General features: G+C 69.9%; 15 protein-coding genes. 1 reads left to right on the plus strand and 14 read right to left on the minus strand.

Going from position 1 to position 18,239, the window contains the following annotated elements; translation table 11 throughout:
• Positions 1-16 precede the first annotated feature (16 nt).
• Positions 17-889, plus strand: coding sequence for an NAD-dependent epimerase/dehydratase family protein (locus DC432_RS00465; RefSeq protein ID WP_116536210.1), 873 nt, complete (start codon positions 17-19; stop codon positions 887-889).
• Positions 890-891: 2 nt separating this feature from the next.
• On the opposite strand, the gene DC432_RS16590 is transcribed toward DC432_RS00465, so the two are convergent.
• From DC432_RS16590 to DC432_RS00535, 14 genes are all read right to left on the minus strand, one after another.
• A complete protein-coding gene (locus DC432_RS16590; protein ID WP_207770713.1) occupies positions 892-1,464 on the minus strand; it encodes a hypothetical protein in 573 nt (190 codons plus the stop codon).
• Positions 1,461-2,885, minus strand: coding sequence for a dTDP-4-dehydrorhamnose reductase (gene rfbD / locus DC432_RS00475; protein ID WP_116536212.1), 1,425 nt, complete (start codon positions 2,883-2,885; stop codon positions 1,461-1,463). The genes DC432_RS16590 and rfbD overlap by 4 nt, the downstream gene beginning before the upstream one ends.
• A gap of 12 nt (positions 2,886-2,897) precedes the next feature.
• On the minus strand, positions 2,898-3,896 hold the full coding sequence (gene rfbB, locus DC432_RS00480) for a dTDP-glucose 4,6-dehydratase (RefSeq protein ID WP_116536213.1): 999 nt from the start codon (positions 3,894-3,896) through the stop codon (positions 2,898-2,900).
• Positions 3,893-4,765, minus strand: coding sequence for a glucose-1-phosphate thymidylyltransferase RfbA (rfbA, locus tag DC432_RS00485; protein ID WP_116536214.1), 873 nt, complete (start codon positions 4,763-4,765; stop codon positions 3,893-3,895). The genes rfbB and rfbA overlap by 4 nt, the downstream gene beginning before the upstream one ends.
• 45 nt (positions 4,766-4,810) lie before the next feature.
• Positions 4,811-7,051, minus strand: a complete 2,241-nt coding sequence (locus DC432_RS00490) for a glycosyltransferase (RefSeq protein ID WP_133177857.1) — start codon at positions 7,049-7,051, stop codon at positions 4,811-4,813.
• Positions 7,048-8,184: an NAD-dependent epimerase/dehydratase family protein gene (locus DC432_RS00495; RefSeq protein ID WP_116536216.1), complete on the minus strand. Its 1,137-nt coding sequence runs from the start codon at positions 8,182-8,184 to the stop codon at positions 7,048-7,050. Before DC432_RS00495 ends, DC432_RS00490 begins: the two co-directional genes overlap by 4 nt.
• Before the next feature lie 230 nt (positions 8,185-8,414).
• Complete coding sequence (locus tag DC432_RS00500) at positions 8,415-9,365, minus strand: UDP-glucuronic acid decarboxylase family protein (protein ID WP_116536217.1); 951 nt, start codon at positions 9,363-9,365, stop codon at positions 8,415-8,417.
• 47 nt (positions 9,366-9,412) lie between these two features.
• The gene (locus tag DC432_RS00505; RefSeq protein WP_165801149.1) at positions 9,413-10,294 is read right to left on the minus strand and encodes a glycosyltransferase family 2 protein; all 882 of its coding nucleotides are present in this window, start codon (positions 10,292-10,294) and stop codon (positions 9,413-9,415) included.
• Between the two features lie 37 nt (positions 10,295-10,331).
• Entirely contained in the window at positions 10,332-11,390 is a 1,059-nt protein-coding gene (locus DC432_RS00510; RefSeq protein ID WP_165801150.1) for a glycosyltransferase family 4 protein, read from the minus strand.
• A 34-nt stretch (positions 11,391-11,424) separates the two neighbouring features.
• On the minus strand, positions 11,425-12,669 hold the full coding sequence (locus DC432_RS00515) for a lipopolysaccharide biosynthesis protein (protein WP_133177858.1): 1,245 nt from the start codon (positions 12,667-12,669) through the stop codon (positions 11,425-11,427).
• Positions 12,666-13,793 (minus strand): glycosyltransferase family 4 protein, encoded by a 1,128-nt coding sequence (locus DC432_RS00520; protein ID WP_116536221.1) that lies wholly within the window; start codon positions 13,791-13,793, stop codon positions 12,666-12,668. Before DC432_RS00520 ends, DC432_RS00515 begins: the two co-directional genes overlap by 4 nt.
• Positions 13,793-14,989, minus strand: a complete 1,197-nt coding sequence (locus tag DC432_RS00525; RefSeq protein ID WP_243392966.1) for a glycosyltransferase family 2 protein — start codon at positions 14,987-14,989, stop codon at positions 13,793-13,795. Before DC432_RS00525 ends, DC432_RS00520 begins: the two co-directional genes overlap by 1 nt.
• Positions 14,986-16,182 (minus strand): glycosyltransferase family 4 protein, encoded by a 1,197-nt coding sequence (locus tag DC432_RS00530; RefSeq protein WP_165801151.1) that lies wholly within the window; start codon positions 16,180-16,182, stop codon positions 14,986-14,988. Before DC432_RS00530 ends, DC432_RS00525 begins: the two co-directional genes overlap by 4 nt.
• 1 nt (position 16,183) lies before the next feature.
• Positions 16,184-18,100: a DUF6541 family protein gene (locus DC432_RS00535; protein ID WP_116536223.1), complete on the minus strand. Its 1,917-nt coding sequence runs from the start codon at positions 18,098-18,100 to the stop codon at positions 16,184-16,186.
• Positions 18,101-18,239 lie beyond the last annotated feature (139 nt).

Raw genomic sequence — 18,239 nt, forward strand, 5'->3', positions numbered from 1 at the left:
AGACAGAGGAGAGCCGATGACCAGTGAAGTCCCACGCCGCGAGACGGTGGTCGTGACCGGGGCGGGCGGGTACGTCGGGCGACACGTCGTGACGGACCTCCTCGATCGGGGGCACGCCGTCCGGGCTGTCGTTCGTCAGGCGGGCGCGGACGTCGATCCGCGTGCCACGACCGTGATCGCCGACGTCCTCGACCCGTCGACCGACGTCGCATCCATTGTGGGCGAGACGTCGAGCCGGCTCATCCATCTGGCGTGGCAGGACGGCTTCCAGCACAACGCCCCCACTCATATGGGTAACCTGTCGGCCCACGTGCGTTTCATCGAGACGGTGGCTCATCTCGTGGACCGAGTCGTCGTGCTGGGCACGATGCATGAGGTCGGGTACTGGGAGGGCGCGATCACCGCCGAGACCCCGACGGCGCCGCGTTCTCAGTACGGTATCGCCAAGGACGCGCTTCGACGGTCCCTGATGCTCTCCTCGGAGTCCTGGGAGCGGGCCGAGCTGAGCTGGGTCCGTTGCTTCTACATCCACGGTGACGATCGCCGCAACAAATCGATCTTCGCGCGTCTGCTCGATGCGGTGGATGAGGGGAAGGAGTCGATTCCCTTCACCACGGGGCGGAATCGGTACGACTTCATCGATGTCCGCGCACTGGCCGATCAGATCTCGGCCGTCGCCTTGACCGCCGGTGCCACGGGCGTGATCAATTGCTGCAGCGGGGTACCGGTCGCTCTCGCCGACCAGGTGGAGCGTTTCATCGCGGACAAGGGGCTGCCCATTCGCCTGGATTACGGCGCTTTCCCGGACCGTCCCTACGATTCACCCGCCGTGTGGGGTGACGCCACGCGCGTGCGGGAGATCCTGGATCAGGATCGTTCGAACCGGTAGCGTCAGATCCGGCCCGCTTCGAGATCATCGAGCCGCGACTGCCAGGACGCATCGAGTCGACCGTCGATCTGAGCGCGGAGCTCGAGCTGGAAGGCGTCCGCGGTGCCCGACACGGTGCAGAGGAAAAGGACGTCGGCCCCCGCATCGGTCACTCCGGGCACGGCGACGGCCCACAATCCGTTCGCTTCCTGCGCCCGTTCGGCTGCGCCGATATCGGTACGAGCGGTCGGTGCGCCTGATTCGAGCACGCCCGTGACGCACACATCCGCGAGTGCCGACGTGGGGAAGGGATCGTCGGCGGGTTCAGAGCTGCGGCTCGGTGCCACCGTGGGTGACGCCGAAGCCGAAGGGGTGGGTGACGGAGACGTCGGCGTCGCCGTCGGAGCCGGCGATGAAGCGGACGGCCGCGCGCTCTCCGAGGCCATTCCGCTCGTCGACGAGGCTTGCTGGGCGCAGCCGCTCAGAGCGATGACGATGATCGCGCCGGCGAGCAGGGACGGGAGAATACGGGACACACCCTGATGATAGATCGGGTGCGTGCCCCACCCGGAGGCGACGCACCAGGAAGGCGTCACCTGACCGAGCTGATGCTCTCGAGGTAGTCCGCGAGCGACGTGGTCGGCGTGAGCCCATTCAGAGTGGCTTCGATCTTCTGCGTGGAGAGGATGCTGTTCGCGGGTCGTGGGGCGACCCCGCCACCGTGCTCCTCCGAATAGGACGCGGTTCCGATGGGGGCGACACGAGCGGGATCGTGGCCGAGCGCGGCGAAGACGTCCTGCGCCCACCCGAACCACGATTTGGTTCCCTCGCGACCCACGAAGTTGTAGATCCCGTACGGGGCGCGGGTCTCGAGCAGCTCTTTCACCACCTTGGCGAGATCGCGGGCGAAGGTCAGAGAGCCCACCTGATCGTCCACGACAGTCGGGGACGCTCCCGTCTGAGCCAGGTGCATCATCGTCTTCACGAAGTTGGGACCGTCCCCGATCAGCCAGCTCGTCCGCAGGATGTAGTGGCGCGGCACGACCGAGGCGACCGCTTCGCCCGCTGCCTTCGTCTGTCCGTAAACGCCCAGAGGACTGAGCCGGTCCGTTTCGGTGTAGGCATCCAGATTTCGGCCATCGAAGACGTAATCGCTGGACACATGCACCAGCAGAAGGTCATTCGTGACGGCGACACGGGCGAGGGCGGACAGCGCGCTGACGTTGGTGGCCCACGCCTCGGCGCGCCCGTCGTGCGTCTCAGCGCCGTCGACGTCCGTGAAGCCCGCAGCGTTCACGATCGCGCTGTAGTCGCGCCATCGGCGTGCGGAGGTCACGTCGGGCGAGGAGAGATCGAACTCGTCACGTCCCGCGTACTCGATCCACGGATGACGCCCGAATTCGACCTCGAGGGCTCGCCCGAGCTGACCGTCCGCGCCGACGACGAGGATCTTCTTCGGGGGCATGGGCACGACATCGGCCAGTCTCGGGTGGAGTCTGTCCTTCTGACTGATCTGCACCCGGTCCAGGGGGATCGGCCAGTCGATCGCGACGGTCTCATCCGCGAGGTTCAGGAAGGTGTAGGTCGCGTCGTGCGCCCAATGGTCATTGACCAGGTAGGAGTATGCGGTGTCGGCCTCGAGGGTCTGATAGGAGTTCCCCACTCCGCGCGGCACGAAGATCGCGGTGGACGGATCGACTTCCGTGCAGAAGACGGAGCCGAAGCTGTCGCCCTCGCGCAGGTCGACCCACGCGCCGAAGATGCGTCCGCTCGCCACCGAGACCAGTTTGTCCCACGGTTCCGCGTGGATCCCCCGCGTCGTGCCGACTTCGTCGTTGAAGGAGATGTTGTTCTGCACAGGACCGAAATCGGGCAGACCGATGTCTGCGGCCGTCATCTTCTGCCGCTGCCAGTTCTCTTTGAACCAACCGCGATCATCGCCGTGAACCGGGAGATCGATCACCAGCAGACCCGGGATCGATGTGGTGTGCGAGGCCAGAGCCTTACCGAATCGCATGGAGCGTCGTCCTCACTGACCCTTGCTCGCGTAGAAGGCTTCGACGCCGTCTTTGGCGGGAGCCCACCAGGACTCGTTGGCCCGGTACCACTCGATCGTCGCCGCAAGGCCGGCGGTGAAGTCGGCGTAGGAGGGCGACCATCCGAGGGATGATCTGAGCTTGCTCGAATCGATGGCGTACCGCATATCGTGCCCGGGGCGGTCCGCGACCAGATCGTAGGCGTCGGCGGGCTGTCCTGTCAGCTCCAGGATGAGCTCGACGACGTCCCTGTTGCTCTTCTCGCCGTCCGCTCCGATGAGGTAGGTCTCGCCGATCTCGCCCTTCGCGAGGATCGCGAGGACCGCGGAGGAGTGGTCATCGGCGTGGATCCAATCTCGGACGTTCTGACCGGCGCCGTACAGCTTGGGCCGTTCGCCGCGGAGAACGTTGGTGATCTGGCGCGGGATGAACTTCTCCACGTGCTGAAGAGGCCCATAGTTGTTCGAGCAGTTGCTGATCGTCGCCCGGACGCCGAAGGAACGGACCCAGGCGCGCACGAGCAGGTCCGAACCGGCTTTGGTGGACGAATACGGGGACGAGGGGTTGTAAGGCGTCTGTTCGGTGAATCGCGCCGGGTCGTCCAACTCGAGATCGCCGTACACCTCGTCGGTGGAGATGTGGTGGAAGCGGACATCGTGCCGGCGCGCCGACTCGAGCAGCGTGTACGTGCCGATGATGTTCGTGTCCAGGAACGGGCGGGGGTCGTGCAGCGAGTTGTCGTTGTGGGATTCCGCCGCGTAGTGGACGACGGCGTCGGCCTCGGCCATCAGGGGGTCGACGACCGAGGCGTCCGCGATATCGCCGACCACCAGGCGCACGCGGTCTTCGGGCAGGCCCGCCAGCGACGCACGGTTGCCCGCGTAGGTGAGCTTGTCGAGCACCGTCACCGTGTCGTCGGTGTTCGCCACGACGTGATGCACGAAGTTGGAGCCGATGAAACCGGCTCCGCCGGTCACGAGCAGATGGGTCATCCGCGTCCTCTTTCAAGAATCTCGAGAAGGTATGTTCCGTAACCGGATTTCACGAGCTGGTTCGCCCGATCGCGGAGGGCTTCGTCACTCAGGAACCCCTGTCGCCACGCCACCTCTTCCGGAACACCGATGCGCAACCCCGTCCGACGCTCGATGGTGCGCACGTAGTCGGCGGCATCCGTCATCTGATCGAAGGTCCCCGTGTCTAGCCATGCCGTACCCCGGGGGAGCACTTCGACCTGCAGTTTTCCACGTCGGAGATATTCCGCGTTCACGTCCGTGATCTCGTACTCGCCGCGCGTCGAGGGGCGCAGTCCCCTCGCGATCTCCACGACGTCGTTGTCGTAGAAGTACAGTCCGGGGACCGCGTAGTTGCTCTTGGGATGGGTGGGTTTCTCTTCGAGGGAGACCGCGCGTCCGTCCCGGTCGAACTCGACGACACCGTACGCCTGGGGCTCCGCCACCCAGTACGCGAAGACCGCGCCGCCGTCGACGTCGTTGTGCCGCTTGAGCTGCGAGCCGAGTCCGGGGCCGTAGAGCAGGTTGTCGCCCAGGACGAGAGCGACGCTGTCGTCTCCGATGAAGTCGGCGCCGATGGTGAACGCCTGCGCCAACCCATCGGGCGAGGGCTGCTCGGCGAACGAGAGGTCGATCCCGAACTGCGACCCGTCACCCAGTAGACGATGGAAGAACGGGGCATCGTGGGGGGTCGTGATCACCAGGATGTCGCGGATGCCGGCGAGCATGAGGGTGGACAGCGGGTAGTACACCATCGGCTTGTCGTACACGGGGATGAGCTGCTTCGAGACGCCCAGTGTGATCGGATGAAGTCGGGTACCGGAACCGCCGGCGAGGATGATGCCCTTCACACGACTCATCGTGTCATACGCCGGTCATGCTCCCCGTCAGGGGTCTCAGCCGAGGGTCGCCGTCACGTCCTGCAGGAGGGTCCGGGCGCGCGCGAGGAAGGAATCCCGTTCGCGGATGGTCCGCGAGATGGCGGCCAGGTGCTCGGGCGGGGGGAAGGCGTCGTCGAGGTCGCCGCGCAGCAGTGCGAGAAGCTCGTCGGTCGTCCGATAGGTGGCGACGGCGCCCTGGAACACCTCGGAGATGCCGGACACCTCGTCGCTGATCACGCGTCCGCCGGCCGCGACGACGTCGTAGGGACGGTTGGCGATGAACCCGTGCTGCTGCATGGAGGGCCAGTGATCGTTCAGGACGACCGACGCGCTCTCGTACAGCCCCGGGAGGTCTGCATTCGGGACCCCCGTGCCTGCGATGGAGGAAGCGGGGATCCACCCGCGCCAGTCGGGACCGTAGACGCGGACGGGGACACCCGCGCGGACGGGCTCGACGATGGAGGGGCGGTGGATTCCCCGGGCCGTGCCGACGAAGACGATGTCCGAGGAGCGGGTTCGTCCCGAGGGACGGAAGCGCGAGGGGTCGGTGCACTGGAGCAACGGCGAGATCAATCGGCCGGAGTCCACGGTGGCGCGTGCGGCCCACGGGGTGGAAGCGGCGTAGATCAAGCCGAAGCCGCTCAGGGCGCGAAGGTCGATCTCGTCGGGATGACTGATGACCCACAGGACCGAGAGCCCGTACGGACTGGGATCGATCGGCTCCGGTCCGCGCAGCGCCACCGTCACGTCGTCGAGATGGCGGGTGCGCCGGTTCCGAGCGGGATACGCGTCGACGACCACGTTCTGCCCCAGCTCGCGAAGTGCGTCCGCGAGCGCTCGCGCGAAGTGCACATCGCCCCACCATTCGCCGCGCGGCCCCACGGGAGCTGCGGTGCGCAGCGCCCACCGCAACGAGGGCACGACGGTCCCGTCCTTCAAGGTGACCGTCTGGCGTCGGCGCCGCAGGCGAGGCAGCGGCCCGTCACCGACCGCGGTCCAGCCCGCGGCCGAGACGAGGTCCGTCGCCCCGTCGAGTCCCGCGGGAAGGTCGGGTGGGGGAGCGACCGACCGGGTCCTCACGCTCGCATCGGTTCGGACGGAGACCGGTACGCCCCGGTCGCGCGCGTCGAGCGAGGCCCAGGCGGCGTGATCGACGCTGTCGACACGCGAGAACGCGGCGAGATCGCGAGGGGCGGCGAAGGTCGAACCGGCGATCGCCGGGGGTGCCGTATCGGGGGCACCGGGCAGCTCGTCCGCGTCCTCCCGAGGGTGTCCGGCGAGCAGCCGGCCCTCCGAGGCCGCACCCGCCGCGGCGATGGTGCCGTCTCCATCCAGCCAGAGGGGGCCGACGACGGCACCACGGCTCGCCCTCGCGGCGAGCCCGCGCAGGGTGTCGGCGGTGGCATCGATGTTCGGTCCCCGCCACACCACGACCTCGGCGTGGCATCCATCGGCGAGGTCGACAGGCTCCGAGGCCGACGCGGATCCACTCGTGCGGATCGCGCGGATGTTGTCCGTGGCCTCCGCGAGCAGGACGGTCTGCGCCCAATCCTCGATGCGACCGCCGCGTTGCACGATCGTGACTCCGGAGTCCGGTTCTCGCGCCAGTTCTGCCGCGAGCGCGATCGACTCGTCGAAGTCCCATTCGTCCGCGTCGAGGACGAGGATGTACTCGACTCCGCCCGGACGGTCGGCGCGGATCCAGCTCCGCGCGTCGGACTCGTCCCGGCGTGCGCGGGACGTGGCATCCAGCATCCGCGTGTGCAGGTGAGACCAGGGCACACGCGTTCCGCCCGGCCCCTCGAGGGGAAGCGATTCCCCGTCGCGACGTCGCCACGCGGCGCCCAGGGCCCCGCCGCGCTCCGTGGCGCGGGCCGGATGCCGCTCCAGATACGCCGATGCGTCCCACACGGGGCTGATGGTCAGACGGCGGGGGTCGGCGATGAGATAGGCGTAGAGCGCGGGGACGCGATGCGCATCGGGGAGGTGATCGCCGACGGCGGTGTCCACGAAGAGCGGATTGAGACGGAGTCCCTGGGCGTAGCCACGCGCCACATAGCGGACGATCGCTCCCACGACCCCCACTCTGCGGCCGAGCTGGGCGCTCACGTAGGAGGTGTCCACGACACGGGAGCGGAGGATGACCCATGCCCACCAGAGCCGATCGATCTGCCGCACCACGCGGCCGAGCAGACGGTGCCGGCGAAGGCGGGCGACCAGGACCACCGCGCGATGCGGCCGCCGGGGGGCCGTCATTTGAGCAGCTTCCGAGCGGCCATCTCGTCCAAGGACCGCCGATAGGAGGCCGACCCGATCGGCTCGGTCCGCACCCACTCCACGAACTCGCGCAGGCCCTCGTCGAACGACACGGCGGGCACGAAGTCGAGCGCGGCCGCCAGCCGTCGGACATCGGCGACGTTGTGGCGGATGTCGCCGAGGCGGTAACCGCCGGTGACGGACACGGGGACCGACGCGCCGAAATGACGCAGGAGAGCGTCGACGACCTCGTTGACCGTCGTCGGCACGCCCGACCCGACGTTCAGGATTCGGCCGGCGGCCGCCGGGCGGGACAGGGCGCGCACCGTCGCCTCGACGACATCGTCGATGTAGACGAAGTCGCGGCTCTCTTCGCCGTCCTCGAAGACGTCGATGGCCTCGCCGCGCCGGATGAGGGTGCTGAAGATGGAGAGGATCCCGGTGTACGGGTTCTCGAGGGACTGACCGGGACCGTAGACGTTCTGATACCGCAGCGCGACCGCCTCCACGCCGATCGACGCGGCGACCGTCATCACAAGGGACTCCTGCATCTGCTTGGTGAGGCCGTAGACAGAGGACGGATGGAGGAGGGCGTCCTCGGTCGTGGGGATGCTCGTGAGCACCTCCCCGTCCTCGCCGCGAACGTCGAAGACGCCCGCTGCCATCGATTGCTCGCTCCGGTGCGGCGGGTAGACCAGGTCGCCCGTCCGGGTGCGGTAGGCGCCCTCGCCGTAGACGGCCCGCGACGACGCCACCACGATGCGCCGGACTCCGTGCGGCTCATTCGTCAGGAGGTCCAGGAGCTTGGCTGTTCCGCCCACGTTGGTCTCGACGTAGCGGTCGATCTCGTACATGGACTGACCGGTGCCCGTCTCGGCGGCGAGATGCACGACGACGTCGACACCGGCCAGCGCGGTCCGCAGATCGTCGGTCGAGGTCACCGATCCCCTGTGCACCTCGGCCACCTCGCGCGCGGTCGCCAGGAGCGGGGAGGTGACGTCGGGGTCCGCGCCGTGAACCTGGGGGAGCAGGTTGTCCAGAACCCGGACGGCGTGCCCCTGGGCGTGAAGACGCAGGGCGAGTCGGCTGCCGATGAACCCGGCTCCTCCGGTGATCAAGACACGTTCGCGCACAGTTCCACTCCGCTAGGTCAGATGGGGGACACCCGGGTCCGAGGTCCGCGGCAGCGGATGCCGCACGACCGCCGGCTCACCGCGCCTTCATGGTGCCACATCGGGGACAGAGGCCCCGGGTGCGGTCGGACCGGACGAGCGGGTGAAGCGGTCGGCCGGTCCGGCCTCGGCCCGTCCGGCGGGCACCGGAACCGATCCTCGCCGCGCGGACGCGCGATCGGGGCTGCCGGTCAGGCGCCTGCCGCAGCCAGCGCCCCGCGGAAGTACTCCACGGTCCGCTCGAGGCCCGGGCGCAGCGCGACCGTCGGCTCCCAGCCGAGTTCACGTCGGGCGAGGTCGATGTTGGGCTGACGCTGCTTGGGGTCGTCCTGGGGGAGGGGGCGGTGCTCGATGGTCGAGTCGCTGCCCACGATCTCGAGCACGGCGTTGGCGAGCTCGAGCATGGTGAACTCGCCGGGGTTGCCGACATTGATGGGCCCGGTCACGTCGTGGCCGGTGTTCATCAGGCGCACCATGCCGTCGACGAGGTCGTCGACGAAGCAGAACGAGCGGGTCTGCGAACCGTCGCCGTAGATGGTGATGGGCTCACCGCGCAGGGCCTGGACGATGAAGTTCGACACCACGCGTCCGTCGTTGGGGTGCATGCGCGGCCCGTACGTGTTGAAGATGCGGATGACCTTGATCGACAGATCGTGTTGACGGCGGTAGTCGAAGAAGAGCGTCTCGGCCGCGCGCTTGCCCTCGTCATAGCAGGAGCGGGTGCCGATCGGGTTGACGTTGCCCCAGTAGTCCTCGGTCTGGGGGTGGACGGCCGGGTCTCCGTAGACCTCGGACGTCGAGGCCTGGAGGATCGGCACGCGCAGGCGCTTGGCGAGGCCGAGCATGTTGATCGCGCCCATGACACTGGTCTTGGTGGTCTGCACGGGGTCGTGCTGGTAATGCACGGGCGAGGCGGGGCAGGCGAGGTTGTAGATCTGGTCGACCTCGACGTAGAGCGGGAACGTCACGTCGTGACGCATGAGCTCGAAGCGGGGGTTGTCGAAGAGGTGCTCGACATTGCGGCGCGAACCCGTGAAGAAGTTGTCGACGCAGATGACCTCGTTGCCCTCGGCGAGGAGGCGCTCCGACAGGTGGGACCCGATGAACCCGGCGCCGCCGGTGATCAGAACTCTCTTTGACACTTCCTCACCCTATCAGCGGCCCCCTGCGGGGCCCGGGGGACGCCGCGTCAGCGGGTGGTCGACACCATCCGCGCCTGCCCGAAGGTGCGGCCGAGGGCGCCCTCGAGCCGCCCGAGGAACATCGGCCACCCGTCGAGCACGGTGATCGGCCGGGGGTTGCGGACCCCGTACAGCAGGCCGGCTCCGGTGAAGGCCGCGCGCCACCACAGGGGGTACCCGTGCGTCGCGAAGGCGCGGCCCGTGCCCCGGCCGTAGGCGCGCAGTTTGCGGCGCCGCTCGGCAGTGGTCAGACCGAAACCGGTCGAGATCCCGTCGACGTGCACGTGCGCCGGAAGCCAGCGGAACGACCGCTCGAGCGACGGCTCGTACGCCATCGCACGCAGAAGGAGGTCGGTCCCCTCGGCGACCTGCCAGGGGGTGGCCGAGCCCGGACCCATCGCCTCCGAGAATCCCCCCACCGCGTCGAAGAGCGAGCGGCGCATGAGGATGCCCATCTCGATCACGGCCCAGACGTTGTACTTGTCCAGCGGCGTCCCCGGCGCGGGCAGCGTGGTCTTCGGACCCCGCTCGTCCCACGACGTGAAGCCGCCCGCGCGGAAGGCCTGGTCGTCGACGGCCGCGTGCAGCGCCTCGACCGTGCCCGCCGGATAGGTCGTGTTGTCGTTCGGGAAGGTGACCACGGCCTCGCCGGCGGGGAGAGCCGCGACGCCGGTGTTGCGCCCGAGCGAGGCACCGCGCTCCGAAACGGTCGCGGTCACGGCCACGCCCCGGGCGGCGAACTCCCGTGCGAGCTCGGCGACGGCATCCTGCGCCCCTTGGGCGACGAGCACCACGTGGTCGCCGTCGCGGAGCTGCGCCTCCAACGAGGTCAGCAGGGCGCGGAGCGGCTCGAGGCGCCCCAGGGTCGTCACGACGAAGCCGATGTTCACGAGTCGATTCTGCCCGTCCGAAGGGCCCCGCGGAGAATCAGCGCGCCCGCCGGGCGATGATCGCGTTCCACGCGGAGGTCGTGGCATCCCAGGTGAACTTCTCGGCGTTGGCGCGGCTGGCGCCCGACAGCGCGGCCCGCAGCTCGGCGGACGTCGAGATCTCGGTGAGCAGGCGCGCGAGTGCGGCGGGCTCGGTCGCCGGGAAATAGCGCGCCGAGTCGCCCAGGATCTCGCGATTGATCGGGATGTCGGATGCCAGCACCGGCGCGCCGAGACGCTGGGCCTCGAGCGGGGGCAGCCCGAAGCCCTCGTGCAGCGACGGCCAGACGAACGCGTCGGCGCGCGCGAAGGCCGCCGCCAGCTCGGTGTCGCTGACCGGTCCGGTCCACCGCAGGCGATCGGCGGGAATGCCCTTCGCGGCGGCGTACGGCTCGAGCTCGGGGTCCAGCTTGCCGACGAACTCCACGTCGATGTCGGAATCGGCGGGCAGCTGCGCCACCGCGTCGAGGACGGCGTGGGTGTTCTTGGCCGCGCCGTGGCGGCCGAACGCGACGACGCGTGTGCGGGCGCCGGTCCGATCCGGTGCGGGCGGGACGGGGAGGCTGTCCGCGCCCTCGTAGACGACCTCGATGGTGGACGCATCCACCCCGAACCGTTCGGCGATCTCGCGCTGCGAGGCGTGGCTGACGGTGACGAGGTGCTGGCCGCGTCGCAGCATCCCGAACCGCACGGCGAGCTGCCACTGCACCCGGAACGGGAGGGTGAAGTCCTGCGGGCGGATGGCGGGGGCGATGTCGTGCAGCACCGTGACCTGGTGCCGCCAGAACACGGGCGCGATGTTGGCGAAGTTGAGCAGCAGAGGCGACCCGTGGCCGCGGAGCCACCGCGGCAGCTCGAACTGCTCCCAGGCGGGCCCCGCGAGACGGCCGACCGTCTGCACCCGCACACCGTCGAGATCGGTCGTGTCGGCGGAGGACGGTGCGAGGACGACCACGTCGTCGCGAGACGCGGCGAGGTGGTGGGTGAGCTCGGTCGCGAAACGGCGGACGCCGCCGAACGAGTCGATCAGGAAGCGGCCGTTGATGGCGACGGTCATCGCGTGGTCCTTTCGGGCGGCGTCGGGGGCGCGCTCACGGCGCCGCCTCGACGGTCGAGTGGCGCAGATCGTGGAGCACCCGCACGCAGCGGCGGGAGAGCAGGAGGGTCGCGGCCCCCTCGGTCGCGGCATAGCCGATCGCCGCGCCCAGCGGGCCCCAGGCGATGCCGAGGCCGATCATCAGGGGGATGCCGATCGCGGTCGCGATGAGGGTCGCGCGCATGACCGCCGCTGCCTGACCGGCGGGGAACAGCACCAGCCGCGCCACCGCCGTGCGCACCGAGAAGAAGAAGAACGTCAGACCCATGACCAGGAGGATGTCGAAAGGTGCCGGTGCCGCGGGCAGATAGACGCTCGTCAGCCAGGGGCCGACGAGGGAGAGCCCCGCCCACCCGAGGAGTCCCGTGGCGGCGGCGAGGCCGATCGCGATGCTCATCCGGCGCGCCCGGTGGGGGCCGTGCGCCTCGCCGATCCACGCCTGCAGGGCGTTGGCGAGGGTCATGGGGATGAACTGCCCGAGCTTGAGCATCTTGTCGGCGGTCGCGTAGCCGGCCGCGGCGGTCGGAACGGCCGTCACGTTGACCACGGGCGCGGGCACGCTGGAGTACCCGCTCAGACCGGCGTCGTTGAGCGCGACGGCCAGGTTGCTGCGCAGCAGACGCGGAAGATCCCGCACCCGCGGCCAGGGGCCGGGATGCCGGCGGAGCAGCCGGACCGTGAACACCGCGGTACCGGTCAGGGTGACGATGATCCCGGCCAGGGGGTAGAGCACGACGATCCCCGTGGCCAGGACCAGCCCGGCCGCGGCCAGGTTCGCCAGCAGGCGCGGCGCCGCGTCGAGGATCACGATCGTGCGGGGGTCGCCGATGCCGGCGGAGAACCACGTGAACGACATCGCGATGAGCGCGCCCTGCATCCCCATCAGGATCGTCAGCCACTCGGCCCCCGGTGAGGCGACCAACCAGCAGATCACCGCCAGAACGGGGAGGGCGATGACCGCTATTGAGACGCGGACCACCAGCGACTCGCGGTAGAGCCGGGCGCGCTCGTCGGCGTCGCCGGCGATCGAGATGAGGGCGGGCCCCACGGTGGCCCAGCCCCACCCGATGGCGATGGCGGCGAAGGTGCCGATCGACTCGCCGGCGATCGCGCTCGCCCAGCCGCCCGGGCCGGCGATCTGCGTGACGGCGGGCAGGGCGATGATCGGCGACAGGGCGGCGATGGCGGGGACGAGCAGGAATCCCAGCAATCGCCGGCGCATCGACGGTGCGGCGCTCACCCGCGCGCTCCGTCGAGTGCCGCGGTGAGCACGAGCGCTGTCGCGTCGGCTGCGGCGTCCCACGTGAATCGGGACGCCCACGCCTGCGCGTCGGCGCGCGCACCGGCATCGGACGGGGCGTCGAGGGCCGCGACGATCGCGGCGCCGAAGGCCTCGGCATCCGTCGCATCCGCGTACCGCGCGGCGTCGCCGCCGACCTCGCGCAGGACCGGTACGTCGTTCGCCAGGACGGGGACGCTGCGGCGCAGCGCGTCGACGACCGGCAGCCCGAACCCCTCGACCAGCGACGGGCAGACGTACAGATCGGCGACCTGGTACAGCGCTTCGAGCTGATCGTCGCTCACCCACCCGGGGAGCACCACGTCGTCTTGCAGCCCCAGACGCGTCACCTCGGCGTCGAGCGGATCCGGCAGACGGCTCCCTGCGATCACGACGACCGGACGCGCGCCGGGCTCGATCGCGGCGAGGGCGTGCAGCAGGCCCGCGAAGTTCTTGTGCGGCATCCGATTGCCCACGCTCAGCAGGAGCGGGCGGTCGGCGGGCAGACGGAGAGAGTCCAGGATGCCGCGCGGTTCCGCGACGGGGTGGGGTTCGGTGCTGCCGTTGTGCACGACGGTGATCCGCTCGGCCGCGACGTCGAGATGCCGGGCGATGCTCGCGGCCGCCGCGTGGGACACGGTGATCACGGCATCCGCGGTCCGGGCGGAACGCCGCATGAGCAACGACGTGACGGCCCGCTGCGCCCGCTGGGCGAGTCCGCCGGGCACCTCGTCGTAGATCGCGTCGTGCACCGTCACCACACGGGGCGCTCCGCGCAGGATCGGCCCGAAGTTCGCCGGGGCCCAGACGAGGTCGGCGCCGTCGCGTCGCGCGAGGAGGTCGGTCGCGACGACCGCGCCCAGCGCCCAGGTCGCGGGGTCGGATCCCACCCACGGCAGCGTCCGGACCCGGCCCGGGAAGAACGTGGCGACCCTCGCCGAACCCGCTCGCCCGGTGAGGGCGGCGAACCGGACGTCCGGCATCCGCTCCGCCAGACGAGGCAGGAGCTCGCGGACGTACGTCTCGGTGCCCCCGCGGGAGCCGGTGAAACCCAGAAGGTCGACGAGGATGCGTCGCTCGGACATCAGCTCTCGATGACGGCTTCGGGGCGCTGCTCGCGCCGCGGCGTCGTGAGCACGCCCGAGAAGAAGCTCATCATGGCGGTCTGGAAACCGAGGATGATCAGCAGGGCGCTCGGGACGGCGATGCGCACCGCCTGCGCGGCGTTCTGCTGACCGAAGTCGAGGTTGCCCCACACGGCGACCTGGACGATGCCGATGACCACGCCGAGGACGAAGAGTCCGACGCCGATCAGCAGGCCGCGTTCGGCCGACCACTTCGCCACGATCCGCCGGTAGCGCTCGCTCGTCGGCAGGAAGCCCTCCTGGGTCGCGTAGAGCTTGGTCAACCAGAAGAAGAGCAGGGATTGGAAGCCGATCACGCTCAGCGCGCTCGCGTAGACCATGGTCGTGACGTCGAATCCGACGCCTCCGATGTTGATCCCCCCGAAGGCCAGCACGGCGACCGCGATCGCGCCGAGGAAGAAGGCGACGAGACCGGGGTAGACGAACAGCCAGCGGGGCGCGAACAGCAGCAGGAAGCGCAGGTGACGCCATCCGTCGTGCCAGCTGCGCAGGTGCGGCGGACGCGAGCGGCCGTCCTTCTTCAGCGTGGTGGGGACCTCTTCGATGCGGTAGCGGGCGAGCGATGCGCGCACGACCATCTCGGACGCGAACTCCATGCCGGTGGTCTGCAGGTCGAGTTCGCGGATGCGCGCGCGGTTGAAGCCGCGCAGGCCGCAGTGGAAGTCGCGGATGCCGGGACGGAAGAACAGTTCGCCGATGAACGACAGCACGGGGTTGCCGAGGTACTTGTGCAGCGGGGGCATGGCGCCCGGGGCGATCCCGCCGCGGAAACGGTTGCCCATGACCAGGTCGGCACCCGCGCGCAGCCGCTCGACGAACGGCTCCAGGTTCTCGAAGTCGTAGCTGTCGTCGGCGTCGGCCATGATCACGTAGGTGCCGCGGGCCGTCTCGATGCCGTTGATGAGCGCGGCGCCGTAGCCCCGGCGGGGAGCGTGCGACACGCGGGCGCCCAGGCGCTCGGCGATGGCCTGCGAGCCGTCGGTGCTGCCGTTGTCGGAGATGAGCACCTCGCCGCGGATGCCGCTGCGCTGCAGGAAGCCCTGCGCCTTGCGGATGCAGACCTCGAGCGTCTCGGCCTCGTTGAGGCAGGGCATGAGGATCGTCAGTTCGACGGTGGTCGAATCGGGACTGGTCACGGGGTGTCTTCTTTCGTCTTCACCGGCGCGGGAGTCGGCAGCGGCAGAGCCGACAGGATCCCTTCGACGGTGCGGCGGATGGTGCGGGTCTCGAGCGCGGTGTCGTACCAGGCGCGTGCGGTGCGGCGCAGATCGTCACCGCCCTCGATGACGTCCCGGATGGCCCGGGCGAGCTCTTCTGGGCGGGTGCTGGGGGAGACGACGCCGTTCACGCCGGCGTCGATCAGCTCGGTCGAGGCGTTGCCCTCGTCGGCGACGAGGACGACGGGCGTCCCGTGGGCGTTCGCCTCGACGACGACGAGGCCGTAGCCCTCGCGCCGCGAGGGGTTGATCAGGCAGGAGGCGCCGTGCAGCAGGTCGTGCAGCGCGGCATCCGAGACGAATCCCGGGAAGTCCGTCCACGCCTCGCCGCCGACCCGGCGCACCGCGGCACGCACGGCGTCGGAGCTCGGGCCGGAGCCGGTCACGACCAGACGCAGGTCGGGGATCGTCTCGCGCGCGGCGGCGACGGCGGCCGGCAGCGTCTCGACGCGCTTGTCGGGGATGTGGCGTCCCGCGTACAGCACATAGGGCGGGGACGCCGCCGGGGCGGGCGGAGCCACCTCGACGGCACCGTCGATGAGGCCCGGGCTGACCAGCGGCTCGCGGCGCAGGCCCTCTCGGCGCAGTCGTGACGCGCTGAGCTGGGAGTGGCAGGTCGCGAGCGGGGTGAGGGCGATCGCCGCGCGCTGCAGCGCCCACGCGATCGTGCCGGTGACGGCGCCGGAGTATTCGACCCACTGGCGGCGGTGCCAGACCTCGAGGTAGTCGACCACGAGCCGCGTGCCCGAACCCAGCAGCGCCAGTCGTGCGGCGAAGACGTTGAAGATCGGCAGACCGCTCACGATCACCGCGGCGTAGCGACGGCGACGGCGCGCGAGGGTGGCGAAGAGCGACGCGGCGTACGTCAGCGCTGCGGGGATGCGGCGCACCCCTCCGGCGTCGTACAGCGAGAGCCGACCGGTGATCGGGAGGATGCGGAAGTTCTCCTCGACCGGCGTCCGACCGTCCCACTGCGTCGCCGTGAGGTACTCCACGTCGAAGCCCTTGTCGCCGAGCACGTCGGCGACGGCGCGGTACTGGCGTTCGCCGCCGCCCGTCGAATAGGGGAACAGGCAGTCGTAGGCGACGGCGATCGTCGAGGAGCGGGACATGTCAGCACCCCTCGATCTTGAACAGACGCGCGGACGGTCCCTGCTCGTCGACGAGGACCAGGTGCGTGCCGGGGGAGAGGTCCTGGATGCCGGCATATGCCGCGGCCCCCGCCTGATCGATGACGTCCTGGGTTCCGAAGTCGAGCACGTAGTCCACGCCGAGGCGGTCGACGGTCCGGCACACGGCCGGGTCGGAGTCGATGTCGCGCAGACGCGCGTTGAGGAACAGCACCTCCGGTGAGGGGTTGCCGAAGACGTGCTTCTGCGTCACCTCGCGGTCGGCGAAGGCGAGGGCGAGAGACGTCCCGGTTCGCGGGCTCCCGGCGATCAGGGCATCTTCGGGAGTCTCGCTGTCGAGACGTTCCAACAACGCCTCTTCGTCGGACGACAGGATGAGGGAGCTGTCGGTGTAGGCGTACGCCTCGGAGACCTGATCCAGCGCCATGCGCACGTTCGGACCGGTCGCGACGGAGAAGAGCGCGAGGACGCCGACCGCCGCCGCGCCGACGCCGATCCAGCGGGGCGCCCGCGTCCGCCGCATCGCTCGCCGGGCGAGGTCCACCACGGTGATCGCTCCCAGGGTGGCCACCGGGATGGCCATGAGGGGCAGCAGAGCGGCCAGGCGGTTGGAGTCGTTGTACCAGGGGTTCGTCAGCAGCTGGCGCAGCGGGCTGTCGATGCGCAGACCGGAGGCGATCGCGAAGAGGGCGACCGCGACGGCGAACGGCATGACCGCCGGGAGCCATCGCGAGCGGCGCGCCACCGCGAAGAATGCGACGATCAGCAGGATCGAGATGAGGGTGGTGGGGTTGTAGCCGCGCGGGGAGACGAACAGGCCCTCGCCCAGGGACTGCGAGAGCTGTTGCCACGGGGTCCATCCCGAGTGCTCCGCCCCCGTCCGGAACACCGCGAGGGTCGCCGCCAGCGCCAGGCCGAAGGCCACGACGGACGCGACGAGGGACAGCACCGCTCCGCGCGTGCGCGCGGAGATCGCGCGCAGGGCGGCCGAGGTGATGACGACCGCGGCCGCGAAGAACAGAAGGCTGAGGAACGCGTTCGGGTGCCCCAGGAACGTCCCTCCGGCGAGCAGGGCGACCAGCAGCGCGGAACGCACGAGCGCCGCGGTGCCACGTTCCGGCAGCATCGTCACGACCGCGGCGAGGGCCGCCGGGATCATGGCGTACCCGACGAGATTCGGGTACAGCACGCCCCAGTTGAAGAACAGGGCCGGGAACGCGCCGAACCCGGTGGACAGGGCGGCGGCGGCGATGAACGCGGTCCGACGTTCGGCGAAGAAGGCGCCGGCCAGGGCCATCACGGACGCGGGCCACAGGATCGAGACGACGGCGAGGTTGGCGCCGTTCACCGCGACCGGGACGGCGGCGCCCGTCAGCTCGGCGCCGAGTGTCGTCAACGCATGCCACGCGTTCGGGTAGAAGCCGATGTCGGACGTCGAACCGATCTGGAAGGGCGACGCGCTGCCGTTCTGCAGCGCGGACGCGATCGCGTTGAGGTGGACGATGTTGTCGAACCTCTGCGCGATGTTGCCGGGTGCGCCGAAGGCGCGGGCGAAATTGACGGCGTTGGCGACGGCGGCCAGGGCGAGGGCGAGAAGGGCCAGGACGCCGGTGCCGGGCCCGGCGGGGCGCGGGTCCGCTGACGCGCGGCGGCGCAGGAGGAACGCGATGCCGACCACCACGAGCGTGACCAGAGCGAGGGGCAGCACGCTCCAGCGCAGGCCGACGAGGGGAGCCACGGATGCGGCGACGGCCGCGATCGTGGCCGACACGGCCGGCGCGAGGAGCAGGCGTCCGGGACTGCGCCACCCCCATCCGGTGACGATCACCGCGGCGCCCGGGAGGATCAGGACCAGAGCGACGACGAGGTACGCCGGAACCGCGCTGATCCACTCACTCATGCGATTCCGTCTCCGTCTGCGGTCATTTCGACACGCCATCGTATCGGACGGTCTCTGCGGGGCCGCTGAGCGGGGCCGCCGAGGCTCGGAGGCGCCGCGGGTAGTATCGAGCGGACGTTTCCCGCGGGGGTGAGCCCCG

This window comes from Microbacterium testaceum (genome assembly GCF_003075375.1).
Lineage (GTDB): Bacteria > Actinomycetota > Actinomycetes > Actinomycetales > Microbacteriaceae > Microbacterium > Microbacterium testaceum_E.